Origin of the sequence: Lactobacillus hominis DSM 23910 = CRBIP 24.179, assembly GCF_000296835.1 — a bacterium.
Classification (GTDB): domain Bacteria; phylum Bacillota; class Bacilli; order Lactobacillales; family Lactobacillaceae; genus Lactobacillus; species Lactobacillus hominis.
In genome coordinates, this window is sequence record NZ_CAKE01000011.1 from 21,769 (window position 1) to 47,147 (window position 25,379).

Genomic DNA, 25,379 nt, shown 5'->3' on the forward strand with positions numbered 1-25,379 from the left:
GTTAATTAGGCACGTTTAACCTTGCCTGATTTCAAAGCGCGAGCTGAAACCCAAACACGCTTTGGCTTACCGTCAACAAGGATGCGAACTTTTTGAAGGTTTGGCTTCCATGAACGCCGCACGGAGTTCAAAGCCTTTGAACGCTTGTTACCAAAGACCGTCTTGCGGCCAGTAATAATGTCTTTTGCCATTTGTGCTAAACCCTCCTTTATTTGTTATCTATCGTTAGTACTTTACTAGATTATCATAGCTAGGAAGTGATTTCAATATTTAGTCGCGACTTTTTTAAACTCATTCTTTATCTTATTGCGCATCGCCTGTACTATGTTAAAATGAAATAAGTAAATTCAGTTCTTCTGACAAGGAGGAAAATCATGGCTGTAAAAATTAAAACAAAGCGTGGCATGATTGATATTTCAAATAACGTAATTGCTACTGTTGTCGGTGGCGCAGCTACTTCTAACTACGGTGTGGTTGGAATGGCATCTAAAAACGCCTTGCGCGATGGTGCTTTTACTATTTTAAATCGTGCTAATTATCGTCGTGGAGTTGTGATTAAGACTAATGACAACCAAATTATTGTAGATGTTTATATTATTGTTGGCTATGGATTAAAAATTTCCGAAGTTAGCCATAATGTTCAAGATAGTGTAAAATACAATCTCGAAAATCTATTAGGCATCAAAGCAAAATCTGTTAACGTTATTGTTCAAGGCGTTAAGATCTTAGACGAATAATGCTTATTTGGAGGAAGATATTGTGGTTTTAACCAAAATTGATAGTGAACAATTTAAAGATATGGTTCGTGCCGGTACTCACCGCATGGGCAAGAATTCTGAATTTGTTAATAAATTAAATGTTTTCCCAGTTCCAGATGGTGACACGGGAACTAACATGACTTTAACTATTGAAAGTGGTGCTAAAGCAGTTAGCGAAAGCACTAGCAGTAAAGTAGGGGACTTAACTAAAGCTCTTTCTAAAGGAATGCTTATGGGAGCACGTGGTAACTCTGGCGTTATTACTTCGCAATTGTTTCGTGGTTTTTATAAAGCAACTGAAAATAAAGATACCTTGTCTGCATTAGATTTGGCTAACGCTTTTTCAAATGGTGTTGCAACTGCTTATAAAGCAGTTATGAAGCCGGTTGAAGGTACTATTTTGACTGTAGCTCGTGTAGCTGCTGAAGAAGGAAAAAATAAGGCTAGCGAAACTGATGATGCCATTGAAGTTATGAAGGCTGTTGTTGAAGGCGCTAAAAAAGCTCTTAAGACCACCCCGGACTTATTGCCAGTTTTAAAGCAAGTTGGCGTTGTTGACTCTGGTGGTCAAGGATTGGTATTTATTTACCAAGGCTTTTTAGAAGGTTTACTTGGTGAAAAGAACAACGATGATTACCAATTAGACGAAGTTGAAATGGACGAGCTCATCAATGCAGCTCACCACCAAGCAGAGTCAGCTCAAGTACAATTATCAACTAGTGATATTAAGAACGGTTATTGTACTGAAATCATGGTTGATTTAACCGCTGATGTGGCAGATAAAAAGAAATTTAACTTAGAAGAATTTAGACAACACCTTTCTCAAGTAGGTGACTCGCTCTTAGCTGTTTCTGATGGAGAAGTTGCTAAAGTTCACGTTCATACTGAACATCCTGGTGAAGTCTTTACTTACGGTAGTCAATTTGGTCAACTTGGCAAGATCAAGATTGATAACATGCGTATTCAGCACGAAACAATTCTTGAAAATAATGAAGAGCAAGAAGAAAGCGTTGACTTCGCAGTGATCGCCGTTGCTTCTGGTCACGGAATTCGTGAATTGTTCCAAAGCGAAGGCGTTAATAGAATTATCTCTGGTGGTCAAACTATGAACCCATCAACTCAAGATATTATTGACGCTATTAAAAAGTCTGGCGCAACTAAGGCAATTATTTTACCTAACAACGGAAATATTATCATGGCTGCAAAACAAGCGGCTGAAGTTGCTGATATCCCAGTTGGAATTGTCCCAACTAAGACAATTTCTCAAGGATTAACTGCAATGCTTTCATTTGATCCAGATGCTAGCGTTGAAGAAAACGTTGAAGCAATGTCAGAGGACTTAGATACTGTTGTTTCAGGTGAAGTAACTAAGGCTATTCGCGATACGCAAATTGATGGCGTGCAAGTTAAGAAGGATGATTTCTTAGGCATTATCGATGGCAAGATCAAGGTTGATAATCCTGATTTAGTTGATGCAACTAGTCAAATGATTGAAAATATGCTTGACGAAGATACTGAAATCATCACTATTATGTACGGTAGTGATGCTACTAAAGCGCAAGCTGAAAGCGTTGTCGCAAAACTTGAAGCAAGTCATGATGATTTGGAATTTGAAGTACATGATGGTGGTCAACCAGTCTACTACTTCTTGGTTTCAGCTGAATAACATATGAATACACAAACTGAGAATAAAGATCTATTTGCTCCGGTAACTGCACTAAAAGGCGTTGGTACAAAAACCGCTGAAGCTTTGAGCAGTTTAGGAATCAATAGTATCTATGATTTATTATTTTATTTTCCATTTCGCTATGATGAATTGGAAACCTTGCCTTTAGATCAAATTATGGATGGTCAAAAAGTTCTTTTAAAAGGAACTGTCGTGACTGAACCATTTGTAAGTCGTTTTGGCTATAAGAAGAGTCGTCTCAGTTTCAAAATTCAAATTGACCATGATATTGTCATGGTCAATTTTTTTAACCAGCCTTGGTTGAAAGATAAATTGGAACTAGGTAAAGACGTTGCGGTTTATGGTAAATATAATGTTGCGCGCCAGTCGCTTTCAGCATTTAAATTTATTGCTGAAAAAAAGAGCGATTCGGGTTTAGCAGCAATTTATCCTTTGAATCGGCACGTACGTCAAAAAAAGCTGCAGGAATTAATTGATCAGGCAATTAAGGAGTATCTGCCGCAAGTTGATAATGTAGTTCCTGAAGATATTAGAAAAAAATATCGTTTAGAAACAGATCAAGCAATTGTGCAAGATATGCACCATCCTAAAAATGCTGCTATGGCAAAAGTCGCTAAAAGAAGTGCCATATTTAGAGAGTTCTTTTTATTTCAAATTCAATTAGCGCAAATGATGTCCATGCGTGATGATGATGCACCTGGGGAAGCAAAGAAATATGATTTAGCTGCTATAAAAGAATTAATTGCTAAATTGCCTTTTGAATTGTCAGATGATCAAAAAAAGGTAGTTAATGAAATATTTGCTGATTTGCGTTCGCCACGCCAGATGCGACGTCTGCTTCAAGGAGACGTTGGTGCTGGTAAGACAGTTGTTGCTGTTTTTGCCATTTATGCGGTAATTACTGCCGGCTATCAAGCAGCTTTAATGGTGCCGACTGAAATATTAGCTGAACAGCATTTTGCCAAAATCGATGAATTACTAAGACCTCTCGGCGTGCGCGTAGCGCTATTGACTGGAGATACCAAAGACCTAGAAAAGAAAGAAATCTATCAAGAGTTAGCTGATGGCATGATTAATGTTGTCATTGGAACGCATGCTTTAATTCAAGATAGCGTCCAATTTAAAAATTTAGGTCTAGCCATTATTGATGAACAGCACCGCTTTGGCGTTAACCAACGTAACAAGTTGATTTCTAAAGGTAAAAATCCAGATATCTTAGCCATGACGGCTACACCGATTCCGCGAACTTTGGCCTTGACTGTTTATGGCGAGATGGCAGTTTCTTCAATTAGACACTTGCCTAAAGGGAGAAAACCGATCATTTCATCCTGGGTAACTTCTAATAAATTACGTGATGTGCTCGTGCAAATGCAAAGTCAGCTTGATCAAGGCTTTCAAATCTATGTGGTCACGCCGCTGATTCGTGAGTCAGAAAAAAGTGACTTAAAAAATGCGGAAGATTTGCACGCAAAACTAGCTAGATTCTTTAAAAAGGAAAATGTCGTACTGCTTCACGGCCAGATGTCTGGTCAAGAAAAAAACGACATCATGGACGCTTTTGCCAATAAAAAGATTGATATTTTGGTAACTACTAGCGTTATTGAAGTTGGTGTCGATGTTGCTAATGCCAATATGATGGTGATTTTTAATGCTGAAAGATTTGGTTTGAGTCAACTTCACCAATTGCGGGGACGAATTGGACGTGGTAAAACGCAAAGTTACTGCGTCTTTGTCAGTGATCCACCAAATGAAGTTGGTAAGCAGCGTATGGAAATTATTACCAATACTAGCGATGGCTTTAAGTTAGCTGAAGAAGACTTGAAGTTGCGCGGTGAAGGCGATGTCTTTGGCAAGGCCCAGTCAGGTTTGCCGCAATTTAAAGTCGGCGATGTGGTTAATGACTACAACACTTTAGTGACGGCTCAAAAAGAAGCTCGTAATTTAATTAAGCAAAACAAAGATCTTACGGGGACGCAATATCAATTTTTAAAAGACGTGTTAAAATATAACAAAGAATTACAAAATGATTAGTTGATTAATGGAGAAAATATGAAAACAATCGCAATTGATGCTATGGGCGGAGAAAATGCTCCACAAGCAATCGTTGATGCAATTGTCAAGCTACGCAAAGAAGGTAGCAAGACTAATTATGTTTTATTCGGGGATGATGCCAAAATTAAGGCATCTTTTCCTAAAGACGATGATTTAAAAAATATCAAGATAGTTAAAACTAGCGAAGTTATAGCAGACGAAGATGAACCAGTGCGCGCAATTCGCTCAAAAAAAGATTCTTCAATGGTAGTCGCAGCACGCTATGTTAAAGAAGCTAAAGCTGACGCTTTATTTTCAATGGGAAATACTGGAGCACTACTTGCCTGTGGAATTTTTATTATTGGTCGCATTAAAGGAGTTGACCGCCCAGCCTTGATGCCGACGATGCCATCAGCTAAAGGCGATCAAGGTTTTAACATTATTGATGTGGGAGCTAATTCGCAATCTAAACCTGAATATTTAGTTCAATGGGCGCAAATGGCTTCTTATTATGCAAAAGTAATTCGAAAAGTTAATAATCCTAGCGTGGCGTTGCTAAATAATGGTGCTGAAAGCGATAAAGGCGATCCACTTCACCAAGAAGCTTATAATTTATTAAAAGAAACGGACCTTAATTTTATCGGCAATATCGAAGGTAACGAAGTTATGGAAGGTAAAGCCGATGTTGTAGTAACAGATGGTTTTACTGGGAATGCAGTACTTAAGGCAATTGAAGGTACAGCAAGCGTAATTTTGCATATGTTGAAAGATTCGCTTTTAAATAATGGTTTAATGCCTAAAATTGGTGCAGCACTTGCTAAACCTGGTCTTAATGCACTTAAAAAGCGTTTTGATACAGCACGTCACGGCGGAGCAGTACTGCTTGGAATTAATGCTCCAGTAGTTAAAACTCACGGCCGCTCGAATGAACGTCCGATTTACTATACTTTAAAGCAGATTGATTTGATGCTTGATCAAGATTTGGTCGGAAAATATCGTGAATTCTTTAAAGAAAGTAACTAGACTTTAGGATTTAATTGTCTTAAACTTAAAATAAACTTTTTGGAGGTTCAATATGACTGAAGAAGAAATTTTTAATAAAATCGCTGACATGATTGCTGATCGTTTTAATATCGACCGCGATAAGATTACTAAGGATCTTAATTTCCAAAATGATTTAGATGCTGATTCGATTGATTTTGTGGAATTGGTAATGGATCTAGAAGATACCTTTGGTGCAGAAATTCCTGACGATGATGCAGAAAAATTGCAAACCGTCGGTGAAGCAGTAGACTACATCAAAGCGCATCAAAATTAAAAATTGTTAAAAAAAGACTATCAATTTTCTAGTAAAACTTAAGTAAACTTGTTGAATTGATAGTTTCTTTTGTATATAATGGGGACATTATAAGAATCTAATTGAGTTTTAATGTTTAATCAATTAGAAATGGCTGAGAGGAGAATGACCTTTGGAAAAGCAGAGTGATCTACTATTAGACATCGAGCACCTGCATACTGCATATCGTTTGCAGGGTAAATTCTATGACGCAGCTGATGATGTTAATTTAACTCTAAAACGTGATGAGATTTTAGCCATCGTTGGTGAATCTGGTTGTGGTAAGAGTACAATTGCTTCAAGTATTATCGGCTTGTATGATCATAAGAATACCAGGGTGACTGGCGACATTTTATATAATGAATTGAATTTAGTTGGATTAAATGAATCCTTATTTAACCAAATTCGTGGTAATAAGATTGGAATGATCTTCCAAGATCCATTAGCAAGTTTGAACCCATTGATGAGGGTGGGTGATCAAGTTGCTGAAACACTTTACTACCATACAGATATGAATGAAAAGCAGCGCCACGATCGCGTTATCGAATTGTTTAATCAAGTAGGTATGCCACGTCCAGAGGAAATGTTTAACATGTATCCTCACGAATTATCTGGCGGACTTCGTCAACGTGTCGTAATTGCTATTGCGATCGCATGTAAGCCTGAGATAATTATTGCTGACGAACCAACTACTGCTTTGGATGTTACTATTCAAGCTCAGATTTTGGACTTGCTTGAAGACATTCAAAAAGAAACTCATTCAGGCATCATCATGATTACGCACGACTTGGGTGTTGTTGCAGAAACTGCCGACCAAGTTGCAGTTATGTATGCGGGTCAAATCGTTGAAAAGTCCGATGTTAAAACCATTTTTGAGCATCCACTTCACCCTTATACTCGTTCGCTGCTTAACTCAATGCCGCAAACAGATGATGAAACTGAAGATTTGCACGTTATTCAAGGTACTGTTCCTTCATTAAAGAACATGCCGCGTGAAGGTGATCGTTTTGCTGCAAGAATTCCTTGGATTCCCGCAAGTGCGCACGAAGAAGATCCTAAGATTCATGAAGTTGAACCGGGTCATTTTGTAAGATGTACTTGCTGGCAAGACTTTCATTTTGAACAAGAGAGCAGTAAGTAGGGAGTAGAGTAAGTATGGCTGAAGAAATAATCCAAATAAAAGACTTAAAAGTCCACTACCCGATCCGCTCTGGTTTTTGGAATCGTATTACAGACTATGTCCGGGCAGTAGACGGAATTAGTTTATCAATTAAAGAAGGGGAAACTTACGGTTTAATTGGTGAATCTGGTTCTGGTAAATCAACTACTGGTAAAGCAATCGTTGGTGTTGAAAAAGTCACTAGCGGTCAAATCCTTTACAAGGGCGTGGACATTACTAAAGCAAGTAACAAAAGAAAGTTAAACTACAACAAAGATGTTCAAATGATCTTCCAGGATTCAATGTCATCATTGAACCCTCGTAAGAGAATTGAAGATATTATTGCTGAACCAATTAGAAACTTTGAAAACTTGACTACTGACGAAGAAAGAAAGAGAGTTCAGGAATTGCTTGATATCGTAGGGATGCCTAGTGATGCAATTTATAAATTCCCACACGAATTCTCAGGTGGTCAGCGTCAAAGAATTGGTGTTGCGCGTGCTGTGGCAACTAATCCTAAATTAATTGTTGCCGATGAACCAACTTCTGCCTTGGACTTATCTGTTCAAGCTCAGGTTCTTAACTTCATGAAGCACATTCAACAACAATACAACATTGCATATTTATTTATTTCTCACGACTTGGGTGTTGTTAAGCACATGTCTGAAGATATTGCGATTATGCACCGTGGACGCTTTGTAGAAATTGGTAAACGTGATCAAATCTACAGAAATCCAATGCATATTTACACTAAGCGTTTGCTTTCAGCAATTCCAGTTGTTGACGTAGAAAACCGTGATAAGCACAAATTAGAACGTCAACGCGTTGAAAAAGAGTTCTTGGAAAATCAAAGTAAGTGGTATGACAAAGATGGTCGTGTGCTTCCATTAAAGAAAGTCTCAGATCGTCACTATGTTGCATTGCCAGAAGACTTGATTCAAGAAGAATTGAAGGAGGATGAATAGGTATGTGGAAGACAGTTTTACGAAGAATCCTGATCATGATCCCGCAACTTCTTATCTTGAGTTTACTAGTCTTCGTCTTGGCTAAGATGATGCCTGGTGATCCATTTACGGGAATGATCAACCCAAACTCTGACCCTAAAACTATCGCTCGTTTAAAACAAGAAATGGGATTAAATGATGCCCCATGGGTGCAATATTGCCGTTGGTTAGGCAACTTGATGCACGGTGATTTAGGACAATCTTACATTCAAAAAGTTCCAGTTGCTTCATTAATTTGGGACCGTGCAGTTAATACCTTCTGGCTTTCATTAATGTCAGTTATCTTGACTTACTTGATTGCTATCCCAATGGGTATTAGCGCAGGTCGTCACCAAGATGGTTGGCAAGACCAAGCAATTCAAATCTTTAACTACATTACTTTTGCTATTCCAGCATTCGTATTCTACATTTTAGGTTTGTGGTTATTCGGATTTACTTTAGGTTGGTTCCCAATTTCAGGTTCTGTATCAGATACGGCTAGTGGTTTCTGGGGAATCTTAGGGAGTAGATTGTATCACTTGATTTTACCTGCATTGCTTTCAGCAATCATTGGTACTACCGCAACTGTTCAGTACTTAAGAACTGGTATTGTAGATAACAAGGTTGAAGATTACGTAAGAACTGCAAGAAGTAAGGGTGTTCCTGATAGAGTTGTATTTAACAAACATATCTTGAGAAACTCTTTATTGCCAATTGCAGCCTTCTTAGGTAATACAATTACTGGACTTTTATCAGGTTCAATGATCATTGAACAAGTTTTCAGTTATCCTGGTATGGGTAAGTTGTTCCTTGATTCAATTGGTCAACGTGACTACTCAACTTTAACTGCCTTGATTTTATTATTCGGTATTTTAACTTTGGTTGGTAACTTATTATCAGATATTATTATGAGTATTATCGACCCTAGAATTAGAGTTCAATAGGAGGGGAGGATTAGAAATGGCTAAAGATAAATCATCAAAAAATGAAAATAAAAAAGAAAACCAAGTTTCTCTTCCACCTTCTGGATTTAAGGTTGTAATGCGAGAAATTACGCATGATAAAGTGGCAATGACTGCCTTTTCAATTATCGTGTTAATCTTGATCTTTACTTTTATTGGTTCTATATTCTTAAGTGGCAAAAACGTTACTGAAGTTAATATTGCCAACGCATACTATGGCTGGGGCGAAGCTGGTCACTTATTAGGTACTGATGATGGTGGACGTGATATTTTACAAGAATTGATCGTTGGTGGACGTAACTCAATTTTAATTGGTATTTCAGTTACTGTTGTCTGTGAAGTTGTTGGTTTAGTGGTCGGTCTTGTTACTGGTTACTACGGTGGTGTTGTTGATGCAATCATCATGCGTATAGTTGACTTCATCCAGATTTTGCCAATGATGCCAATTATCATTGTTTTGACTACTACTATTCCTAACTACAACGCTGTAACTTTAGTTTGGTTAATTTCAATGTTTGGTTGGACAGGAACGGCTAGATACTATAGATCGTTTGTCTTATCGCAACGCGGACGTGATTACGTTTTAGCATCTAAGACTTCTGGATCAAGCGACTTGAAGATTATGTTTAAGGAAGTTTTGCCTAACATTTCATCAATGATTATCATCGACGTTGTTTTAACTGTTGCTGGTAACATTGGTATTGAAACTTCATTATCATTCTTAGGTTACGGACTTCCACCTACCACTCCATCATTGGGTACTTTGATTGGATTTGCCAACGACCCAGTTAACGTTACTACTCGTCCATGGTTGTGGCTTCCTGCAACAATTTTATTGTTACTTATTTCATTGAGTATTAACTATGTTGGTCGTGCTCTTCAAAGAGCTGGGGATGCTCGTCAACGTGAAAATTAATTTATTTAAAATGATGTCTTTTTGGACATCATTTTTTTTGTCATAAAATTACAAGATTGACTATATGCATAAATCAAATTATTTGTAAAAATATATATTTTAATTAATAACAAAGTCTAAAAGTCAAGAAAAACAACTGTTATTCTTGAGGAAGTCTTTATTTTCTTTATCGTTTCTTATATAATCGTTATGACTTTAAAAATCTTGATTATGATTTTAATAACACTCTTGAGGAGTAATTAAGGAATGCAAGATAATAAATCAGAAAACAAACATAAGCATCACCACCGTCACCATCATAAAAAGAGAGGGTGGAAGATTTTTGGTGCGATCATTGCCGTTGTTTTAGTGGGAATTTTACTGGTAGTAGGTTATGCATACCGCAATATTCAAAACGCTGCTAATAATGCCTATAATCCAGTAAATCTTAAGAATCAAGACAACGGCTCTTTAAGTTCTGTCTTAAAAAACAAAAAGCCAATTAGTTTATTGCTACTTGGAACAGATACTGGTGAATTCGGCAGAACGTATAAAGGACGTACAGATACAATGATGCTCATGGTCTTAGATACACAAAAGAATAAGACCACGATTGAAAGTATCCCACGTGATATGAAGGTAACTTTGCCAGACTATCCTGACTATTCTCCAGCTAAGATTAACTCAGCTTATACATATGGTGGAATTGATGAAGTAAATAAGACAATTAATCAATACTTTAAGGTTCCTGTTAACGCTTATGTGCTAGTTAATATGAAGGGCTTAGTTAAGGCAATTGATAAAGTTGGTGGCGTTGATGTAGTATCGCCGCTAACTTTTGATTATGAAGGTTATTCATTCAAGAAGGGCGTTAAGTACCACATGAATGGTAAAAACGCCCTGCAATTTGGAAGAATGAGATATGATGATCCTAAAGGCGATTATGGTCGTCAAGAGCGTCAGCGTTTAGTTATTATGGCGCTTCTTAAGAAGTCAGCTAATGTTCAATCAGTGCTTAATAAGGATTTCTTGGATTCAGTATCGCATTCAATGCAGACTAACTTGACCTTTAATGATATGACTCAATTAGCCGCTAATTATCGCGACGCCACCGAAACTATCAGTTCTGGTTATGTTAAGGGATCTAACGATAACGAAGAAGGCGTTTCATATCAAAGTGTAAGTGTTAATGAGCGTCAACGTGTCAGTGATAAGCTGCGACACGCATTGGGATTAAAAGAAGTTACTGTTAAATAGTTTTAGAAGAAAAGACGTGCAATGGAAACTAAACAAACTGAAAATACAATCGATTTAAGAAGATTATGGCTTTTAATTAAGTCGCACATCCTGGGAATTTTAATTTGGACTGTAGGTTTAGGTATAGTAGGTTATGCCTTAGCCAACTTTGTAATTCAACCTAAGTATACTGCTACAACACAAATTTTGGTTAACCAGAAAAATGCTAGTAAAGATGCGGGCCAAGCATGGAACACTCAACAAGCCGATATTCAGGTAATTAACACGTATAAAGATATCATTACTAGTCCTGTAATCTTAAAGGATGCTTCTAAGTGGTTAGCTAATCCTACTGAAGTGGTAAGAAAAGCTGAAAAAGCTAAATATACTACTTTAGCTGATGGTACTAGGAGATTAGTAAGAAGAGGACATCCGGCAGAAGTCAGAAGAGTAGGTGAAGGCTATAATATTTCTGCCACTAAGTTGGCTAAGGCCATATCAGTTAAAACTCAGCAACAATCACAGGTCTTCACTTTAAGTGCTACTTCTAACGATCCAGATCATGCAAGAATGATTGCTAACGCAGTAGCTCGTTCATTTAAAAACAAAATTAAGAGTATCATGAACGTTAATAACGTGACAATTGTTGCTCCAGCAACTACTCCACAACAAAAGTCATTCCCTAATACTAAGTTATTTACTTTAGCTGGAGCAGTTTTGGGATTAACTATTAGTGTGGCCTTTATTGTCATTCGTGATTCTATGAATACTACAGTGCGTGATGATTCGTATATGACTGATGAATTAGGATTGACTAATTTAGGTCAAGTCTCACACTTTAAGTTATCTAATAAATTTAGTGTGAAGAAGTCAGTTAGTGATGACAAGAAGAGAAGAGTATAGGAGGTGAATGTTAATGGCTTTATTTGGAAAACATAAAAAACGGGGTACTAGCGAAACGATGAACTATGGGGCAAAGTTAATCACTGTTGCTAAGCCTCAAAGTCCAATTAGTGAACAATTCAGAACCGTTAAGACAAATATTAACTTTATGTCAGTGGACTCAAAGGTTAGATCATTAGCATTTACTTCTGCTAATATTTCTGAAGGTAAATCTACTGTAACTGCCAATGTAGCAGTAGCTTTTGCTCAAGCAGGCAAGAAGGTTCTATTAATCGATGCCGATCTTCATAGACCTACGCTTCATCAAACATTTGATTTAACTAATAATGTAGGATTAACTACTGTATTGACATCTGAAGCAGACGAAATCAATATGGAAGACGTTGTAAAACCAGGTTTTGTGACCAATTTATCAGTACTTACTTCTGGTCCGCTTCCACCAAATCCATCTGAATTATTGAGTTCCAATAGAATGAAGCAATTTTTAGATGTTGCTGAGCAACACTTTGATTTAGTGGTTTTGGATTTAGCTCCAATTCTAGAAGTTTCAGATACGCAAGCTTTATCCAGTCATATTGATGGAATTGTATTTGTTGTAAGACAAGGTGTTACCCAAAAGTTGGCTGTTAAGCGTGCAGTTGAAATGATTAATTTATCTAAGACACGTTTATTAGGTTATGTATTAAATGACGTTAAATCTGGCTCTGATGGTGGCTATGGGTACGGTTATGGCTACGGATATGGTTATGGAGAAGAAAGTAAGAAGTAATCATGGTTTTAGTGGATATTCACTGTCACATCTTGCCAGGGATTGATGATGGATCTAAAGATTGGAAAACATCATTAAAACTAGCACAAGATGCAGTTGATGATACAGTGACACATGCGTTGCTGACGCCCCATCATTTAAATGGTAGATATACTAACCATAAGCAAGATGTGATTGAATTAACTGAGCAATTTGAAGAAAGATTAAAGGAAAATAACATTCCTTTGACAGTATTTCCAAGTCAAGAAGTAAGATTATCAGGTGATTTAATTTCAGCTTTAGATAACGATGATATTTTATTTTGCGATGAAGATGGAACCTATATGTTATTAGAATTTCCAAGTGAGAACGTTCCAACTTATGCAAAAAATACCATTTTTGAAATAAAAAAGCGTGGAATAACACCAATAATTGTTCATCCGGAAAGAAATAGTGGTATTTTACGTAAACCAGAAATTTTACAAGAATTAATTGAACAAGGATGTTTTGTTCAAATTACTGCTAGCTCATACATGGGAACTTTTGGTAAAGAGATTGAAGATCTGAGCAAGAGATTCATCGAAGCAGGCCAGTGTGCTTGTTTTGCCTCAGATGCTCATGACTTGCCGAAACGCGACTATGAGTATAGCGAAGCTTTGGAAAAGCTTACTAAAGAATTTGGACAAGAGTATACAGATTTATTTACCGATAATGCAAGACGCATTATTAATGGTGATAATGTAAATATGCCTTGGCAACCTTTAAAGAAAAAGAAGAAGTTTTGGATATTTTAGATTAAGTGCACTAGGAGTGGTTAGGTGCTTTATACGGGAGAACAGATTTATGTAGATAAGAATAAAGTCAATGGACGCTATTTTTATCATACAGTTAAACGTATATTTGATTTTCTAGCTAGTGGCATCGCACTGGTGATTTTATCACCTTTATTTTTGTATTTAGCTATAAGAATAAAACATGAAGATGGTGGACCAGCTTTTTATTCTCAAGAAAGAATAGGTAAGAATGGGAAGCCATTTAGAATGTATAAGTTTCGCTCAATGGTTGTAAATGCGGATCAAATGGTTGCAGAACTTGAAGACAAAAACGAAATTGACGGTGCAATGTTCAAAATTAAAAATGATCCAAGAATCACGAAAATTGGACATATTATTAGAAAGTATAGTTTAGACGAATTACCACAATTATATAATGTTCTAATTGGTGATATGTCTCTTGTTGGTCCTAGACCGCCATTGCCTAGCGAAGTTGAACAGTATTCTGATTATGATAAACAACGTTTAGAAGTTATGCCAGGGTGTACTGGCTTATGGCAAGTAACGCGTCGTAACGAAGCTGATTTTGATGAAATGGTTTGGCTAGATATTATTTACATTAATAATTCTGGACTTTGGGAAGATTTTAAGTTAATTGTAAAAACAGTTGGGGTTGTTCTGCATCCTAATAGTGCTTATTAGCCTAAAGTCAAAAGCTGGTTGCTGTTACAACAACTGGCTTTTTTAATAAGTTGAATGGGGAAATAAGATGAAGCATGTATTTATAATAGGTTCTAAGGGAATTCCGGCTCAATATGGTGGCTATGAGACTTTTGTTGATGAGTTAGTAACGCGACAAGTTAATAAAAATATTAAATATCACGTTGCTTGTATGACTTTTAATAAAAAAACTAAGCACTATAACTATAATGGGGCGGAGTGCCAAGAAATTAGCATACCTAATATAGGTGGAGCAAAAGCTATTATCTATGATTTGAAAGCTCTCAATTGGGCCTTAGAGCAAATTAAACAGAATAATTTAAGAAATGGGATAGTTTATATTCTTGCTTGCCGAATTGGACCGTTTATTCATAATTATATTCCTAAGTTTCATAAATATGGTTTTCAGGTTTGGGTAAATCCAGATGGACATGAATGGCTGAGGGCTAAGTGGTCAAAGCCAGTTAGAAAATATTGGAAGATCAGCGAAGGCGGTATGGTAAAAAACGCTGACCTATTAGTTTGTGATAGTAAAAACATTGAAAAATACATTCATGAAACTTATAAAAAGTATGAACCTAATACAACTTTTATTGCTTATGGAGCGGATATTGTGAGATCCACTCTCACATCAGATAACAAAAAAGTTAAAGAATGGTATCAAAATCATAATGTAAAACCTCAGGATTATTTTTTAATTGTCGGTAGATTCGTTCCCGAAAATAATTATGAGACTATGATCAGAGAATTTATGGCAAGTAATATTGATAAAGATTTAGTTATTATTACAAATGTTGAACATAATAAGTTTTACGAAGAATTAAAAGAAAGAACGCATTTTGATACTGATAAGCGTATCAAATTTGTTGGAACTGTATATGATAAAGATCTTTTGAAATATATTCGTGAAAATGCTTATGGATATATTCATGGACATTCTGTTGGTGGTACCAACCCGTCTCTCTTAGAAGCTTTAGCTGATACAAAACTAAATCTTTTGTATGGAGTAGGTTTCAATAAAGAAGTTGGAGAAGATGGTGCTCTTTATTGGAGCAAGACACCAGGATTCTTAAAAGAATTGCTTGAAAAATCTAATCAATTATCGGCAACGCAAATCGATAATCTTGGTAAAAAGGCTCAACAAAGGGTCGTGGAAGAGTATTCTTGGAATAAAATAGTTGATGATTATGAAAAAAGTTTCCTGGAGAATTAGTTAATGAAAATTTTACAATATACCTTAGGATTACCACCATATAGACGTGGTGGACTTCCAAGATATAGTACAGATTTATCTATTGAATTAGCTAAAACTAATGAAGTCTACCTAATGTATCCGGGACAAATAAATCCATATTCTAATAAGATAAAGCTTGTAGAAAAAAAAGATAAATATCCATTTCAAACAATTGAAATGAAAAATCCTCTTCCTGTATCTTTGGGGTTAGGCGTTAATGAAGAGAAATATTACATGCAAAAGAGAAATATTTCTGCTCTCAAAAAATTAATTACTGATATTCAACCAGATATTGTACATCTACATACTTTGATGGGATTGCCTAAAGAGTTCTTGGAATATTTAAGACAACAAAATATAAAAACTGTCTATACTACTCATGATTTTTATGGATTATGTCCTAAAATGCTGAATAATTATCCAAAAGAAGCTTTGAAGACTTCTGAATGTTCATATGATTGCTTACTATGCAATGTGGGACCATCATATAAAAAAATAGTTATTATGCAATCGCATTTATATGCTAATTTAAAAGATAGTAAATTTGTAAAAAGTATACGTTCACAAAATAAAACTTCTTTATCTGAGAAAACAGAAGGTAGTACTATCTTTTCTACAAATCAGATTGTCGAGCGATATAAACTCAGAAAATATTATTTAGAAATGTTCAAATTAATTGATATGTTTCATTTTAATAGTTCGGTTTCAAAACAATATTTTCAAAAATACTTTCCTGATATAAATGGCAAAATTGTTTCTATAACACATAGTGGTCTAAAAGATCAAAGGAAGGAAGGAAGTTCCTGTGTTAATGATCCGATTCATTTAGGATATATTGGACCATATGATGAGAAAAAAGGATTTTATTTATATACTAAAATTTTAAAAAATTTAAATAGTAATAAATTTGAAGCACATTTTTATGGTGATATTGCAGATAGGGCAATCTTTAAGGATAAAAAATATATAAATCATGGTATTCTTTCTGCAAAAGACTTAAATAACGAGTATAAAACTCTAGATTTATTGGTTGTTCCTAGTTTGTGGCATGAAACTTTTGGATATATCGTTCTTGAAGCTTTGCTTATGGGGGTTCCATGTCTAGTATCAAATAATGTAGGCTCTAAAGACTTGATTCCAAATTCATGGGTTTTTAAGGACAAGAATGATTTGGAAAGAATGTTGAATTATATTATTTATAGTCCCGCTAAAATTCAACAGATGAAGTCGATGGTTTCTAAGCTTAATTTAAATTATAAAATGGATGAACATGTAAATAATATAATAACGGAGTTATACAATTAATGAAATTTAGTGAATATATAGCTGAGGATAAAAATAAGTGGAATAAAAAAATTTGTTTTTATTACCTGAGTATAGATTTGTTTATTTAAAGAGAAAATGCGAATATTGGCGTTCAAGGAATAAAGCACTTTTTATTTTTTGGAGATTAATATAGCAAAGGTACGAGATAAGATATTTAACGAATATACCTGCTCAAACACTGATTGGAGAGGGCTTTAAAATTGAACATTTGGGGGGATAGTTATAAATTCTAAAGCTAAGCTAGGCGAAAACGTGACTATCTTAAATAATGTATTAATTGGTATGGAAAAAAGAGGTAAAAGAGCTGGTATCCCTCTTATTGGAAGTAAAGTACACATTGCTTCTGGTGCTGTCATTGTTGGTAAAGTTAAGATTGGAAATAATGTTCTTATTGCTGCTAATTCATTTGTAAATTTTGATGTTCCAGATAATAGTATTGTGATTGGAAATAAAATTATAAAAAATGATAAGGCAACTGACAGTTATATTTAAATAATGAGATTTCGAACGCAAAAACTATATGTAAAGGAGAAAAATAATGCCAAGTATTAATGAAAAAGTGAAAAAGAAGGATAAAGCTTATATATATGTTAGTACTGGAATAAAAATACTTCGCGGAATATTCAAGGGAATAGGTATTAAAAAAAAGTATCCATTTTTTATTGGAAAACATGTAGAAATAACGCATAGATCTCATATAGTTGTGGGAAAGAATGTAAAATTTGAATCTTATTCAGAAATTCATGGATTGTGTAGAAAGGGTTTACAATTTGGAAATAATGTAACCATAGGTCGCTTTGCAACTATAAGACCTTCTAGTTACTATGGGGTTGGAAACATAGGTTATGGTTTGAAAATGGGGAACAATTCTTCAATTGGACCATTTGGATTTGTAGGATGCTCGGGAAAAATCGAAATAGGTGATAACGTTATGATAGGACCACGTGTTTCCCTATTTGCAGAAAATCATAATTTTGGAGACGTTGATTCGAGCATAAAAAGTCAAGGAGTAAATAATAAAGGAATCGTGATTGAAGATGATTGTTGGATTGGTAGTGGTGTCATAATTTTAGATGGTGTTACTATAGGGCATGGTTCCATAATTGGAGCTGGTACTTTAGTGACTAAAGATATTCCTCCCCAATCTGTAGTGTTAGATAAACGAAATAAAGTTATCAAATCCAGAAATTAAATAAAAGGGTGCTAATTATGAAGAATATAATCGTTTATGGATTAACGGACAGACGTGGGGGAATAGAAAGTTTTTTTATAAACTATAGTAATTATTTTAAAAATATTAGCTTAGATTTTATAAAAGTTACACCAAATGATTTATCTTATGAAAGAAATTTAAAAAATAATTCAATTTATTATGTTCCCATGTATAGAGATAACGCAAGATTAAGAAAACTAGAAATAAAAAAGATTTTTAAACAAAAAAAATATGATGCTCTATGGTTCAATTCAAATGATTTAGCGAGTGTGGATATTATTAAAGAAGCCAAAAAAGCTGGAATAAAATGTATTGGACATGCTCACAATTCTAGAACTGATAAGTTAAATAGAACTATTAGACATAGTATAAATAAAATATTGGTAAATAAAGATTTTGATGGGAAATTTGCCTGTTCTATGTCAGCAGCTAAATGGTTTTATCCAGATTATAAAGATGCCACAATTATTTATAATGCTATTAATATTGAAAATCACTTATTTTCTCAAGAAAAAAGAAACAATATACGAAAAATGTATGAGATACCACGAGACTACATGGTTTTGGGCGATGTTGGCCGACTAGAAAAGCAAAAAAATATGTCATATTTAATTGATATATTTGAACGATATCATCAAAAGAATCCTGAGTCTTGTTTAATGATTATAGGTAATGGATCTCAACAGGCAGAATTAAAAGAGTATGTAAAAACTAAAAAGTTAAGTCAATTTGTGATATTCACTGGTGAGGTTAACAATACAACTGATTATCTTAGTGCACTTGATGTGTTTTTAATGCCTTCGTTGTATGAGGGGTTACCAGTTACTCTTGTTGAAGCACAAGCAGCGGGCTTGAAATGCGTAGTAGCTGATAACATTACTCAAGAAGTAAATGTAACTGATAATATTGAATACTTACCGATAAAGGAAAGTTCTATTGATTTATGGGTGGATGATATTGTTAAGAGTAAGAGTAACAATCGTCTAGCTGAAGGGAAAAAACTTTTAGGATCTAACTTTGATATCAAGAAAAGTGCCAGTTATTTAGAGGATCAAATTTTAAAAATTATAGATTAATTCTTATATTTATAAAAAATGAGAACTATAAAAGAAAGAAAATATTAATATGACGATATATGTATTGACTATCAGCATTTCTACCTTTTTGCTTTATTTTGAAACAAAATTAAAAGATAATCCCTTTTTGAGAAATGTACTAATTCTATTTGCTATTTTACTGCCAGCAATTATTGCAGGAGGAAGAGCAAATACAATTGGGACGGATATAAAATCTTATGCTGAACCTTTACAGAGATTTGCTAATTTAAACAGTAATTTTACTGATTTTATAAATTTTCAGGGGATTTTAAATAATGGACAGCCATTTCAAAGATTTGAAAAAGGCTATGTCACTTTGATATATTTATCCTCTCGTGTAACTCCAAAACTTTGGTTTAATTTTTTTGTTACAGAATTAATTATTCTTGTATGTGTAGTGCTAGGAATGATTAAGTTTAGTAGGATAAGAAATATATCTCTCTGCATAGGAATTTTCATCTTTTTTACTTTCTTTTATAATATGTCCTTTAATTTAATAAGACAAAGTTTAGCTATGTTTATTTTATTTTACGGATTTTCATATTTAGTAAAAAAAGAATGGATAAAATATATAATAACTATTTTTGTAGCATCCTTGTTTCATTCCTCTGCTATAATTGGTTGTTTGTTTATGTTTGTTTATTGGTTACTGTATAGAAATACTAAAACACAATTATATTTCAAGTTAAATAATGATCACGTATTGTCTAAACAAGCGTTATTGTCTTTATTTTTATCGTTAATGGTAGTGATAGCTTTATTTTCTCCCGCTATAATTAAGGAAATATTGAGCTCATTTAATCTTTCCAAATATGTATCTTATCTACCATCATCTATTAAGGGATCATGGATTGAATTAATAACTAGACTTCCTTTTTTTGCTATATTATTAGTGGAATGGAGAAATAATAGTAAAAACAAATTAAGATATTTTTATCTAGTTATGACTGTTTTAGATATATGTTTGTCTCAATTATCAGGAAATGATAGTGCCGCTACTGTATTTGGTTCTAGGATATCTTGGTACACATCGGTATTTTATATTTACAGTATGTCTGATATGTTGGAGGCAAAAAAGGATACCAAAACTTTAGTATCAAAAATACTGTTGATTTTATATCTATGTATTTATTGGTACGTTTTTACAGTAGTACTAAACTATAATGAAACTGTTCCCTATATTTTTAATGGATTCCAATATTAAGGACCTAAGCTACGTTTTTTAGGAAGGAAATATTTAAATTATGGAAGTTAGTGTAATTGTCCCTGTATATAATGAAGAAAGATATCTTTCAGATTGTATAAATTCTATACTACAGCAGACGTATAAAGATATAGAACTTATTTTAGTAGATGATGGTTCCACAGATCGAAGTGAAAAGATATGTGATCAATTTCAAGCTAATGATAATCGAATAAAAGTTATACATAAGAAAAACGGTGGTTTGATATCTGCCTGGAAATGTGGTGTCAATGAGGCAAAAAATGATTATGTTTGTTTTGTAGACTCAGATGATCTTATACAAAAGAACCATATTCGGGATATGGTAGATGCTATTCTGAAACACAATGTCGATATGGTTATAAGTCCAGTTAATAAAATAGAAGGGGATAAACTATCGCCTTTTATATATAGTTTACAAGATGGACTCATAGAAAATTATAGAGATCAGTTTCTTTCAAAAATATTAACGGATTTGGATAAGGTCACTGAACGTAAATTACCCCCAAACAGATGGGGAAAATTAATACAAAAAAAGTATATATTAAAAAATTTAAAATATGTTGATGATAGAGTTACGTATGGTGAAGATCTAAGTATAATTTTTCCAATTTTTTGTGATATTAGTTCAATTTATATTATTAAAGATGATAATAATAGTTATCTTTATAGATATAGAGAAGGAACTATGGTTAGTGGATTTGATGAAAATAGATGGTTGAGTATAAAACTAGTATATTCTAACTTAAAAAGAGTAATTAATGATAAAAAGAATCTACCATTGAATATGATGGACCAAGTAAAAATAGATTATTTTAGGTCATTGATAGATTGCTATAAAAACCAAATACGGTCCTTAAATACAGACTATAAAGATATTGAATTATTGTTGAAAAAAATGAATAATTTTCAATTGTTTGATAGTTCTAACGTAAAAAAGTTAAAAGGACTAGACGCTAAAGATCAATGGATTATTTGGAATATTTTTTATGGTAATAAGCTCACTAATTGGATTCTATTTAAAGTTATTGAGGTAAGGTATAGTGCGCAGAAAAAAAGAAGTTAATTCAAATAGAAAAAGGCATTATAGATTGGTAAGACATTACAGTTTTACTATTAGAGGTGTGTCTCATCTTCCCTATTTTGGATTTAAAATTAGAAGAAGATATAATTTAATGAGGCACAAGAGGATAATAAAGATTTTGACCCCACTTTTTGATGAAGTTATGCAAATAACTAATCAAAAATCTAAACAAAATAATGTGCTTAATGGCAATAGTTATGATACTGTATGGTTTTTTTGGTGGCAGGGTAAAGATCAAATAACTGATTTATCAAATAAATGTTATAAAAGTTTGTTAAAAAACAAAGGAAAACGAAAAGTTGTCTTTATTAGTAAAAATAACTTTCAAAAGTACGCTAAGTTACCAGATTATATAGTAGAAAAATTTGAAGCGGGATTAATTACGAAAACTCATTTTTCTGATATATTAAGGTTTAATTTATTAAGAAACTATGGTGGATTATGGGTTGATGCAACTTTGTATTTTACTGCTAGTTTAGATATGTTTAAAACTCAAGAGCTTATTACCTGTTCAGGGTATCCTGACGAATTAAAATATAATATTGCTTATGGTAGATGGACTGGTTTTTTTATTGGTGGGCCACGTGAGATAGATATTTTCTCCTTTATGGATAATTTCTTTTTAGAATATTGGAAACAAAATGATTATTTAATAGATTATTATTTAATAGATTATGCTCTTCATTATGCTTGGCAGAAAAATCTGAGTGCCTTTAGAGACATATGTAAAAAGAATAGTGGAAAACAGCCTCGTTTATTTGATTTGCAATCGAAGCTAGGAGAAGACTATGATAGTTCACAATGGGAAGCACTGAAAGAAAAGACTTGTGTGTTTAAGTTGTCGAATAAAATGAATTTTAGACGTGGGAAAGGTACTCTTTATTATAAATTGTGATAAAGTTTAATTTTAGTTGCAGAATTTTAAGAATTTGAATTGAAAGAGTGTTTTTTTGAAAACTTTAATTATAAAAGGCGAGGGAAGTAGTTTTGAGAAGTACTTTAATACTCAAATGAAAAGAAAAAATATAGATATAGTAAGTGTAAGAACGCCGAAAAATAAATTAGATGTTCTAATGTATTATATAGTTAAAGATTTAAATTTAGTATATTTATATAAATTTTGGCTTAAAGAATGGCAAAAAAAGATTAAAAAATATGATAATATTGTAATCTTTGATAATGGATTAAGTCCTATATTGCTTAAGTGGATTCATAGAAAAAACAAGAAAGCAAAAATAAAAATATGGTTGTGGAATATAGATAACGATTATGATATAAAGTTTTACAAAAAATATGCTCAAGTTTATTGCTTTGATGAAAAGTTCGCAAGAAATAATGGAATTGAATTTATAGATCAATTTTATATCCCTAAAGTGAATCGAAAAAAAACTAATGTAGAAAAAGGTATTTTTTATGTAGGTGCTGATAAGAAGAGATATGCAAATCTAAAAGAAATAATAAAAAAACTAAACCAGGATAATATTAGATATTATTTTTATTTGCAAAGATGGCCTGGAGAAAAGTATCATAACAATGAAGATGAGATTGAATTATCGAATGAACTAATGCCATATGAAGATGTAATAAAAAACATTTATAAATATGATTGCGTTTTAGAATTAAATCTAGAAAAGCAAGAAGGTTTTACTTTAAGAACTCTTGAAGCATTATTTTATAAAAAGAAACTAATTACTAACAATAAAAATATTAAAAACTTTCCATTTTATAATAAAAATGATTTTTATATCTTAGAAGATGAAAATAGATCTTTAAAGGAATTTTTGAATGTTGACTATAAACCTATTGATGATAGGTTGTTAAGTAATTACACTTATGAACATTGGTTAAATGAAATTTTAAATTAAAGAGGATTTTATGAACGTTAAAAAGATATATGTTTTATGCCCTATGGGAGTAAAAACTGGTGGTCCAGAATTATTGCATCAATTGGTTTATCAAATTAATCAAATATTTGATGAAAAAAAGGCTATTATGGCTTATATAGGAAATTCTGAACAAAAAGTCCCAGTAGATGAATACAAAAAATATATCGGTGATAATTGGATTAATGCTAATCAAATTGTAGATAGGCAAGAAAATTTAATAATTTTTCCTGAAACTTTTTTATCATTGTTTAATAAGTATAAATATTCATCAAAATATATTTGGTGGTTGAGTGTTGATAATTATCTAAATGGTAGTTCATTTAAATTTAACGTAAATAAAATTGGTTTATTGCGTACCTTGATGTGTTATTTGAGGGGAGGAATTAAAGACTATGCTAGTCAGATAAAAAATGCTGATAAAAATTTATGTCAATCATACTATGCCGAAGATTTTTTGAAAAGCGAATACAAAATATCATCAGATAAAATAGCTTATTTATCAGATTATATTAACGATTTGTATGTAAATAGTAACCATGAATCTCAAAAAAATGATAGAAGAAATATAGTATTGTATAATCCTAAAAAAGGACTAGATTTCACTAAAAAAATAATCAAGAAAAGTACAAATAAAAATTGGAAATGGGTTCCGTTAATCGGATTAAAGAATGAAGAAGTAAAAAGGTATCTTGAAACAAGTAAAGTTTATGTAGATTTTGGAAATCATCCTGGAAAAGATAGATTTCCACGTGAAGCAGCTATTTTAGGTTGTTGTGTTTTAACTGATAAAAGAGGAGCCGCTAAATATTTTAAGGATGTTCCCATACCTGATAAATATAAATATGAAGATAAAAATAAAAATATCCCAAAGATAATACAAATGATAGAATATTGTATTGATAATTATGAAACAGCTTCTACTGACTTTAAGGATTATAGAAATTATATAAAATCAGAAAAAGATGGTTTTAAACAGGATGTAATTAAGATTTTTGGAGGAGAAAAAATTTAGTGAATTATTTAGTTGTAGGATCAGGCTTATTTGGAGCAGTATTTGCTCACGAAGCAGCAAAACGTGGTAATAAAGTTACTGTAATTGAACAAAGAGATCATTTAGCAGGTAATATTTATACTAAAGAAGTTGATGGCATTCAAGTTCATCAATACGGAGCACATATTTTCCATACATCAAATAAAGAAGTTTGGGATTATGTACAACAATTTGCTGAATTTAATCGTTATACTAACAGTCCTGTAGCAAATTATTACGGTAAGATGTACAATTTACCATTTAATATGAATACTTTTAGTGAAATGTGGGGAGTAAGAACTCCACAAGAAGCTATGGATAAAATTAACGAACAACGTCAAGAAATGGCTGGTAAAGAACCACAAAATCTTGAAGAACAAGCAATTTCTTTAATTGGTCGTGATATTTACGAAAAACTAATTAAGGGATATACAGAAAAGCAATGGGGCAGAAAAGCTACAGAATTGCCAGCATTTATTATTAAAAGACTTCCAGTTCGTTTAACTTATGATAATAATTACTTTAATGATGATTATCAAGGAATTCCTAAAGGCGGTTACACCCAAATAGTAGAAAAAATGCTTGATAATGAAAATATTGAAGTTAAGTTAAATACTAATTTCTTTGATAAAAAGGATGAATATTTAAAGAATTTTGATAAGATTGTCTACACTGGCATGATTGATAAGTTCTTTGATTATAAGTTAGGCGAACTTGAATATCGTTCTCTTCGTTTTGAGACTAAAGAAAAAGATGTAGATAATTATCAGGGTAATGCAGTAATTAACTATACTGATGCGGAGACTCCATATACACGTGTAATTGAGCATAAACATTTTGAATTTGGTAAGGGGGATAAAGACAAGACTATTATCACTCGTGAATATCCTGCTGATTGGAAACGTGGAGATGAACCATATTACCCAGTTAATAATGAAAGAAATAATGCTTTGTATGAACAATACAGAGACTTAGCTGAAAAAGAAAATGATAAAGTTATTTTTGGCGGTCGTTTAGGTCAATACAAGTACTATAATATGGATCAAGTAATTGCAGCTGCTTTAGAATCTGTAAAAAATGAATTTGGTGAATAGTT

Annotated in this window: 26 protein-coding genes; 25 read left to right on the top strand and 1 reads right to left on the bottom strand. The window is 33.1% G+C overall.

Annotated elements, in window-relative coordinates:
* Positions 1 to 5: 5 nt before the first annotated feature.
* Positions 6 to 191 (bottom strand): 50S ribosomal protein L28, encoded by a 186-nt coding sequence (gene rpmB, locus BN55_RS05250; RefSeq protein ID WP_003647522.1) that lies wholly within the window; start codon positions 189 to 191, stop codon positions 6 to 8.
* Between the two features lie 183 nt (positions 192 to 374).
* Between rpmB and BN55_RS05255 the strand changes: the two genes are divergently transcribed.
* The 25 genes from BN55_RS05255 to glf all read left to right on the top strand — a co-directional run bounded on the left by BN55_RS05255 (position 375) and on the right by glf (position 25,377).
* Positions 375 to 737, top strand: a complete 363-nt coding sequence (locus BN55_RS05255) for an Asp23/Gls24 family envelope stress response protein (RefSeq protein WP_008470882.1) — start codon at positions 375 to 377, stop codon at positions 735 to 737.
* Between the two features lie 22 nt (positions 738 to 759).
* Positions 760 to 2,424: a DAK2 domain-containing protein gene (locus tag BN55_RS05260; RefSeq protein ID WP_008470883.1), complete on the top strand. Its 1,665-nt coding sequence runs from the start codon at positions 760 to 762 to the stop codon at positions 2,422 to 2,424.
* A gap of 3 nt (positions 2,425 to 2,427) precedes the next feature.
* A complete protein-coding gene (gene recG / locus BN55_RS05265; protein WP_008470884.1) occupies positions 2,428 to 4,476 on the top strand; it encodes an ATP-dependent DNA helicase RecG in 2,049 nt (682 codons plus the stop codon).
* A gap of 18 nt (positions 4,477 to 4,494) precedes the next feature.
* Entirely contained in the window at positions 4,495 to 5,499 is a 1,005-nt protein-coding gene (plsX, locus tag BN55_RS05270; RefSeq protein WP_008470885.1) for a phosphate acyltransferase PlsX, read from the top strand.
* A gap of 52 nt (positions 5,500 to 5,551) precedes the next feature.
* Positions 5,552 to 5,794: an acyl carrier protein gene (acpP, locus tag BN55_RS05275; RefSeq protein ID WP_008470887.1), complete on the top strand. Its 243-nt coding sequence runs from the start codon at positions 5,552 to 5,554 to the stop codon at positions 5,792 to 5,794.
* 151 nt (positions 5,795 to 5,945) lie between these two features.
* A complete protein-coding gene (locus BN55_RS05280; RefSeq protein WP_008470888.1) occupies positions 5,946 to 6,953 on the top strand; it encodes an ABC transporter ATP-binding protein in 1,008 nt (335 codons plus the stop codon).
* A 14-nt stretch (positions 6,954 to 6,967) separates the two neighbouring features.
* Positions 6,968 to 7,936, top strand: a complete 969-nt coding sequence (locus tag BN55_RS05285; RefSeq protein WP_008470890.1) for an ABC transporter ATP-binding protein — start codon at positions 6,968 to 6,970, stop codon at positions 7,934 to 7,936.
* Positions 7,937 to 7,938: 2 nt separating this feature from the next.
* Entirely contained in the window at positions 7,939 to 8,898 is a 960-nt protein-coding gene (gene opp4B, locus BN55_RS05290; RefSeq protein ID WP_008470892.1) for an oligopeptide ABC transporter permease, read from the top strand.
* A gap of 16 nt (positions 8,899 to 8,914) precedes the next feature.
* Entirely contained in the window at positions 8,915 to 9,832 is a 918-nt protein-coding gene (locus BN55_RS05295; RefSeq protein WP_008470893.1) for an ABC transporter permease, read from the top strand.
* A gap of 246 nt (positions 9,833 to 10,078) precedes the next feature.
* Positions 10,079 to 11,068, top strand: a complete 990-nt coding sequence (locus BN55_RS05300) for an LCP family protein (protein WP_008470894.1) — start codon at positions 10,079 to 10,081, stop codon at positions 11,066 to 11,068.
* 21 nt (positions 11,069 to 11,089) lie between these two features.
* Positions 11,090 to 11,950 (top strand): YveK family protein, encoded by an 861-nt coding sequence (locus tag BN55_RS05305; RefSeq protein ID WP_008470895.1) that lies wholly within the window; start codon positions 11,090 to 11,092, stop codon positions 11,948 to 11,950.
* A 13-nt stretch (positions 11,951 to 11,963) separates the two neighbouring features.
* Positions 11,964 to 12,719, top strand: coding sequence for a CpsD/CapB family tyrosine-protein kinase (locus BN55_RS05310; protein ID WP_040469349.1), 756 nt, complete (start codon positions 11,964 to 11,966; stop codon positions 12,717 to 12,719).
* Positions 12,720 to 12,721: 2 nt separating this feature from the next.
* The gene (locus BN55_RS05315; protein WP_008470899.1) at positions 12,722 to 13,492 is read left to right on the top strand and encodes a tyrosine-protein phosphatase; all 771 of its coding nucleotides are present in this window, start codon (positions 12,722 to 12,724) and stop codon (positions 13,490 to 13,492) included.
* 24 nt (positions 13,493 to 13,516) lie between these two features.
* Complete coding sequence (locus BN55_RS05320; protein ID WP_008470901.1) at positions 13,517 to 14,173, top strand: sugar transferase; 657 nt, start codon at positions 13,517 to 13,519, stop codon at positions 14,171 to 14,173.
* Positions 14,174 to 14,240: 67 nt separating this feature from the next.
* Entirely contained in the window at positions 14,241 to 15,404 is a 1,164-nt protein-coding gene (gene cps2T, locus BN55_RS05325; protein WP_008470902.1) for a beta 1-4 rhamnosyltransferase Cps2T, read from the top strand.
* A gap of 3 nt (positions 15,405 to 15,407) precedes the next feature.
* The gene (locus BN55_RS05330) at positions 15,408 to 16,730 is read left to right on the top strand and encodes a glycosyltransferase (RefSeq protein WP_008470903.1); all 1,323 of its coding nucleotides are present in this window, start codon (positions 15,408 to 15,410) and stop codon (positions 16,728 to 16,730) included.
* Between the two features lie 273 nt (positions 16,731 to 17,003).
* Positions 17,004 to 17,243, top strand: coding sequence for an LbetaH domain-containing protein (locus BN55_RS10270; protein WP_008470904.1), 240 nt, complete (start codon positions 17,004 to 17,006; stop codon positions 17,241 to 17,243).
* Between the two features lie 46 nt (positions 17,244 to 17,289).
* The gene (locus tag BN55_RS05340; RefSeq protein ID WP_008470905.1) at positions 17,290 to 17,943 is read left to right on the top strand and encodes an acyltransferase; all 654 of its coding nucleotides are present in this window, start codon (positions 17,290 to 17,292) and stop codon (positions 17,941 to 17,943) included.
* A gap of 17 nt (positions 17,944 to 17,960) precedes the next feature.
* Positions 17,961 to 19,040: a glycosyltransferase gene (locus BN55_RS05345; protein ID WP_008470906.1), complete on the top strand. Its 1,080-nt coding sequence runs from the start codon at positions 17,961 to 17,963 to the stop codon at positions 19,038 to 19,040.
* A 49-nt stretch (positions 19,041 to 19,089) separates the two neighbouring features.
* The gene (locus BN55_RS05350; RefSeq protein ID WP_008470907.1) at positions 19,090 to 20,265 is read left to right on the top strand and encodes an EpsG family protein; all 1,176 of its coding nucleotides are present in this window, start codon (positions 19,090 to 19,092) and stop codon (positions 20,263 to 20,265) included.
* A gap of 40 nt (positions 20,266 to 20,305) precedes the next feature.
* A complete protein-coding gene (locus BN55_RS09595; RefSeq protein WP_008470908.1) occupies positions 20,306 to 21,349 on the top strand; it encodes a glycosyltransferase family 2 protein in 1,044 nt (347 codons plus the stop codon).
* Positions 21,327 to 22,262: a capsular polysaccharide synthesis protein gene (locus BN55_RS05360; RefSeq protein WP_050999540.1), complete on the top strand. Its 936-nt coding sequence runs from the start codon at positions 21,327 to 21,329 to the stop codon at positions 22,260 to 22,262. The genes BN55_RS09595 and BN55_RS05360 overlap by 23 nt, the downstream gene beginning before the upstream one ends.
* A gap of 55 nt (positions 22,263 to 22,317) precedes the next feature.
* The gene (locus BN55_RS05365; protein ID WP_008470911.1) at positions 22,318 to 23,232 is read left to right on the top strand and encodes a WaaS/CpsH family glycosyltransferase; all 915 of its coding nucleotides are present in this window, start codon (positions 22,318 to 22,320) and stop codon (positions 23,230 to 23,232) included.
* A gap of 10 nt (positions 23,233 to 23,242) precedes the next feature.
* Positions 23,243 to 24,265 carry a glycosyltransferase family protein gene (locus BN55_RS05370; protein ID WP_008470912.1) on the top strand — a complete coding sequence of 341 codons (1,023 nt, stop codon included), beginning with the start codon at positions 23,243 to 23,245 and terminating at the stop codon, positions 24,263 to 24,265.
* Positions 24,265 to 25,377 carry a UDP-galactopyranose mutase gene (gene glf / locus BN55_RS05375; RefSeq protein ID WP_008470913.1) on the top strand — a complete coding sequence of 371 codons (1,113 nt, stop codon included), beginning with the start codon at positions 24,265 to 24,267 and terminating at the stop codon, positions 25,375 to 25,377. The genes BN55_RS05370 and glf overlap by 1 nt, the downstream gene beginning before the upstream one ends.
* Positions 25,378 to 25,379 lie beyond the last annotated feature (2 nt).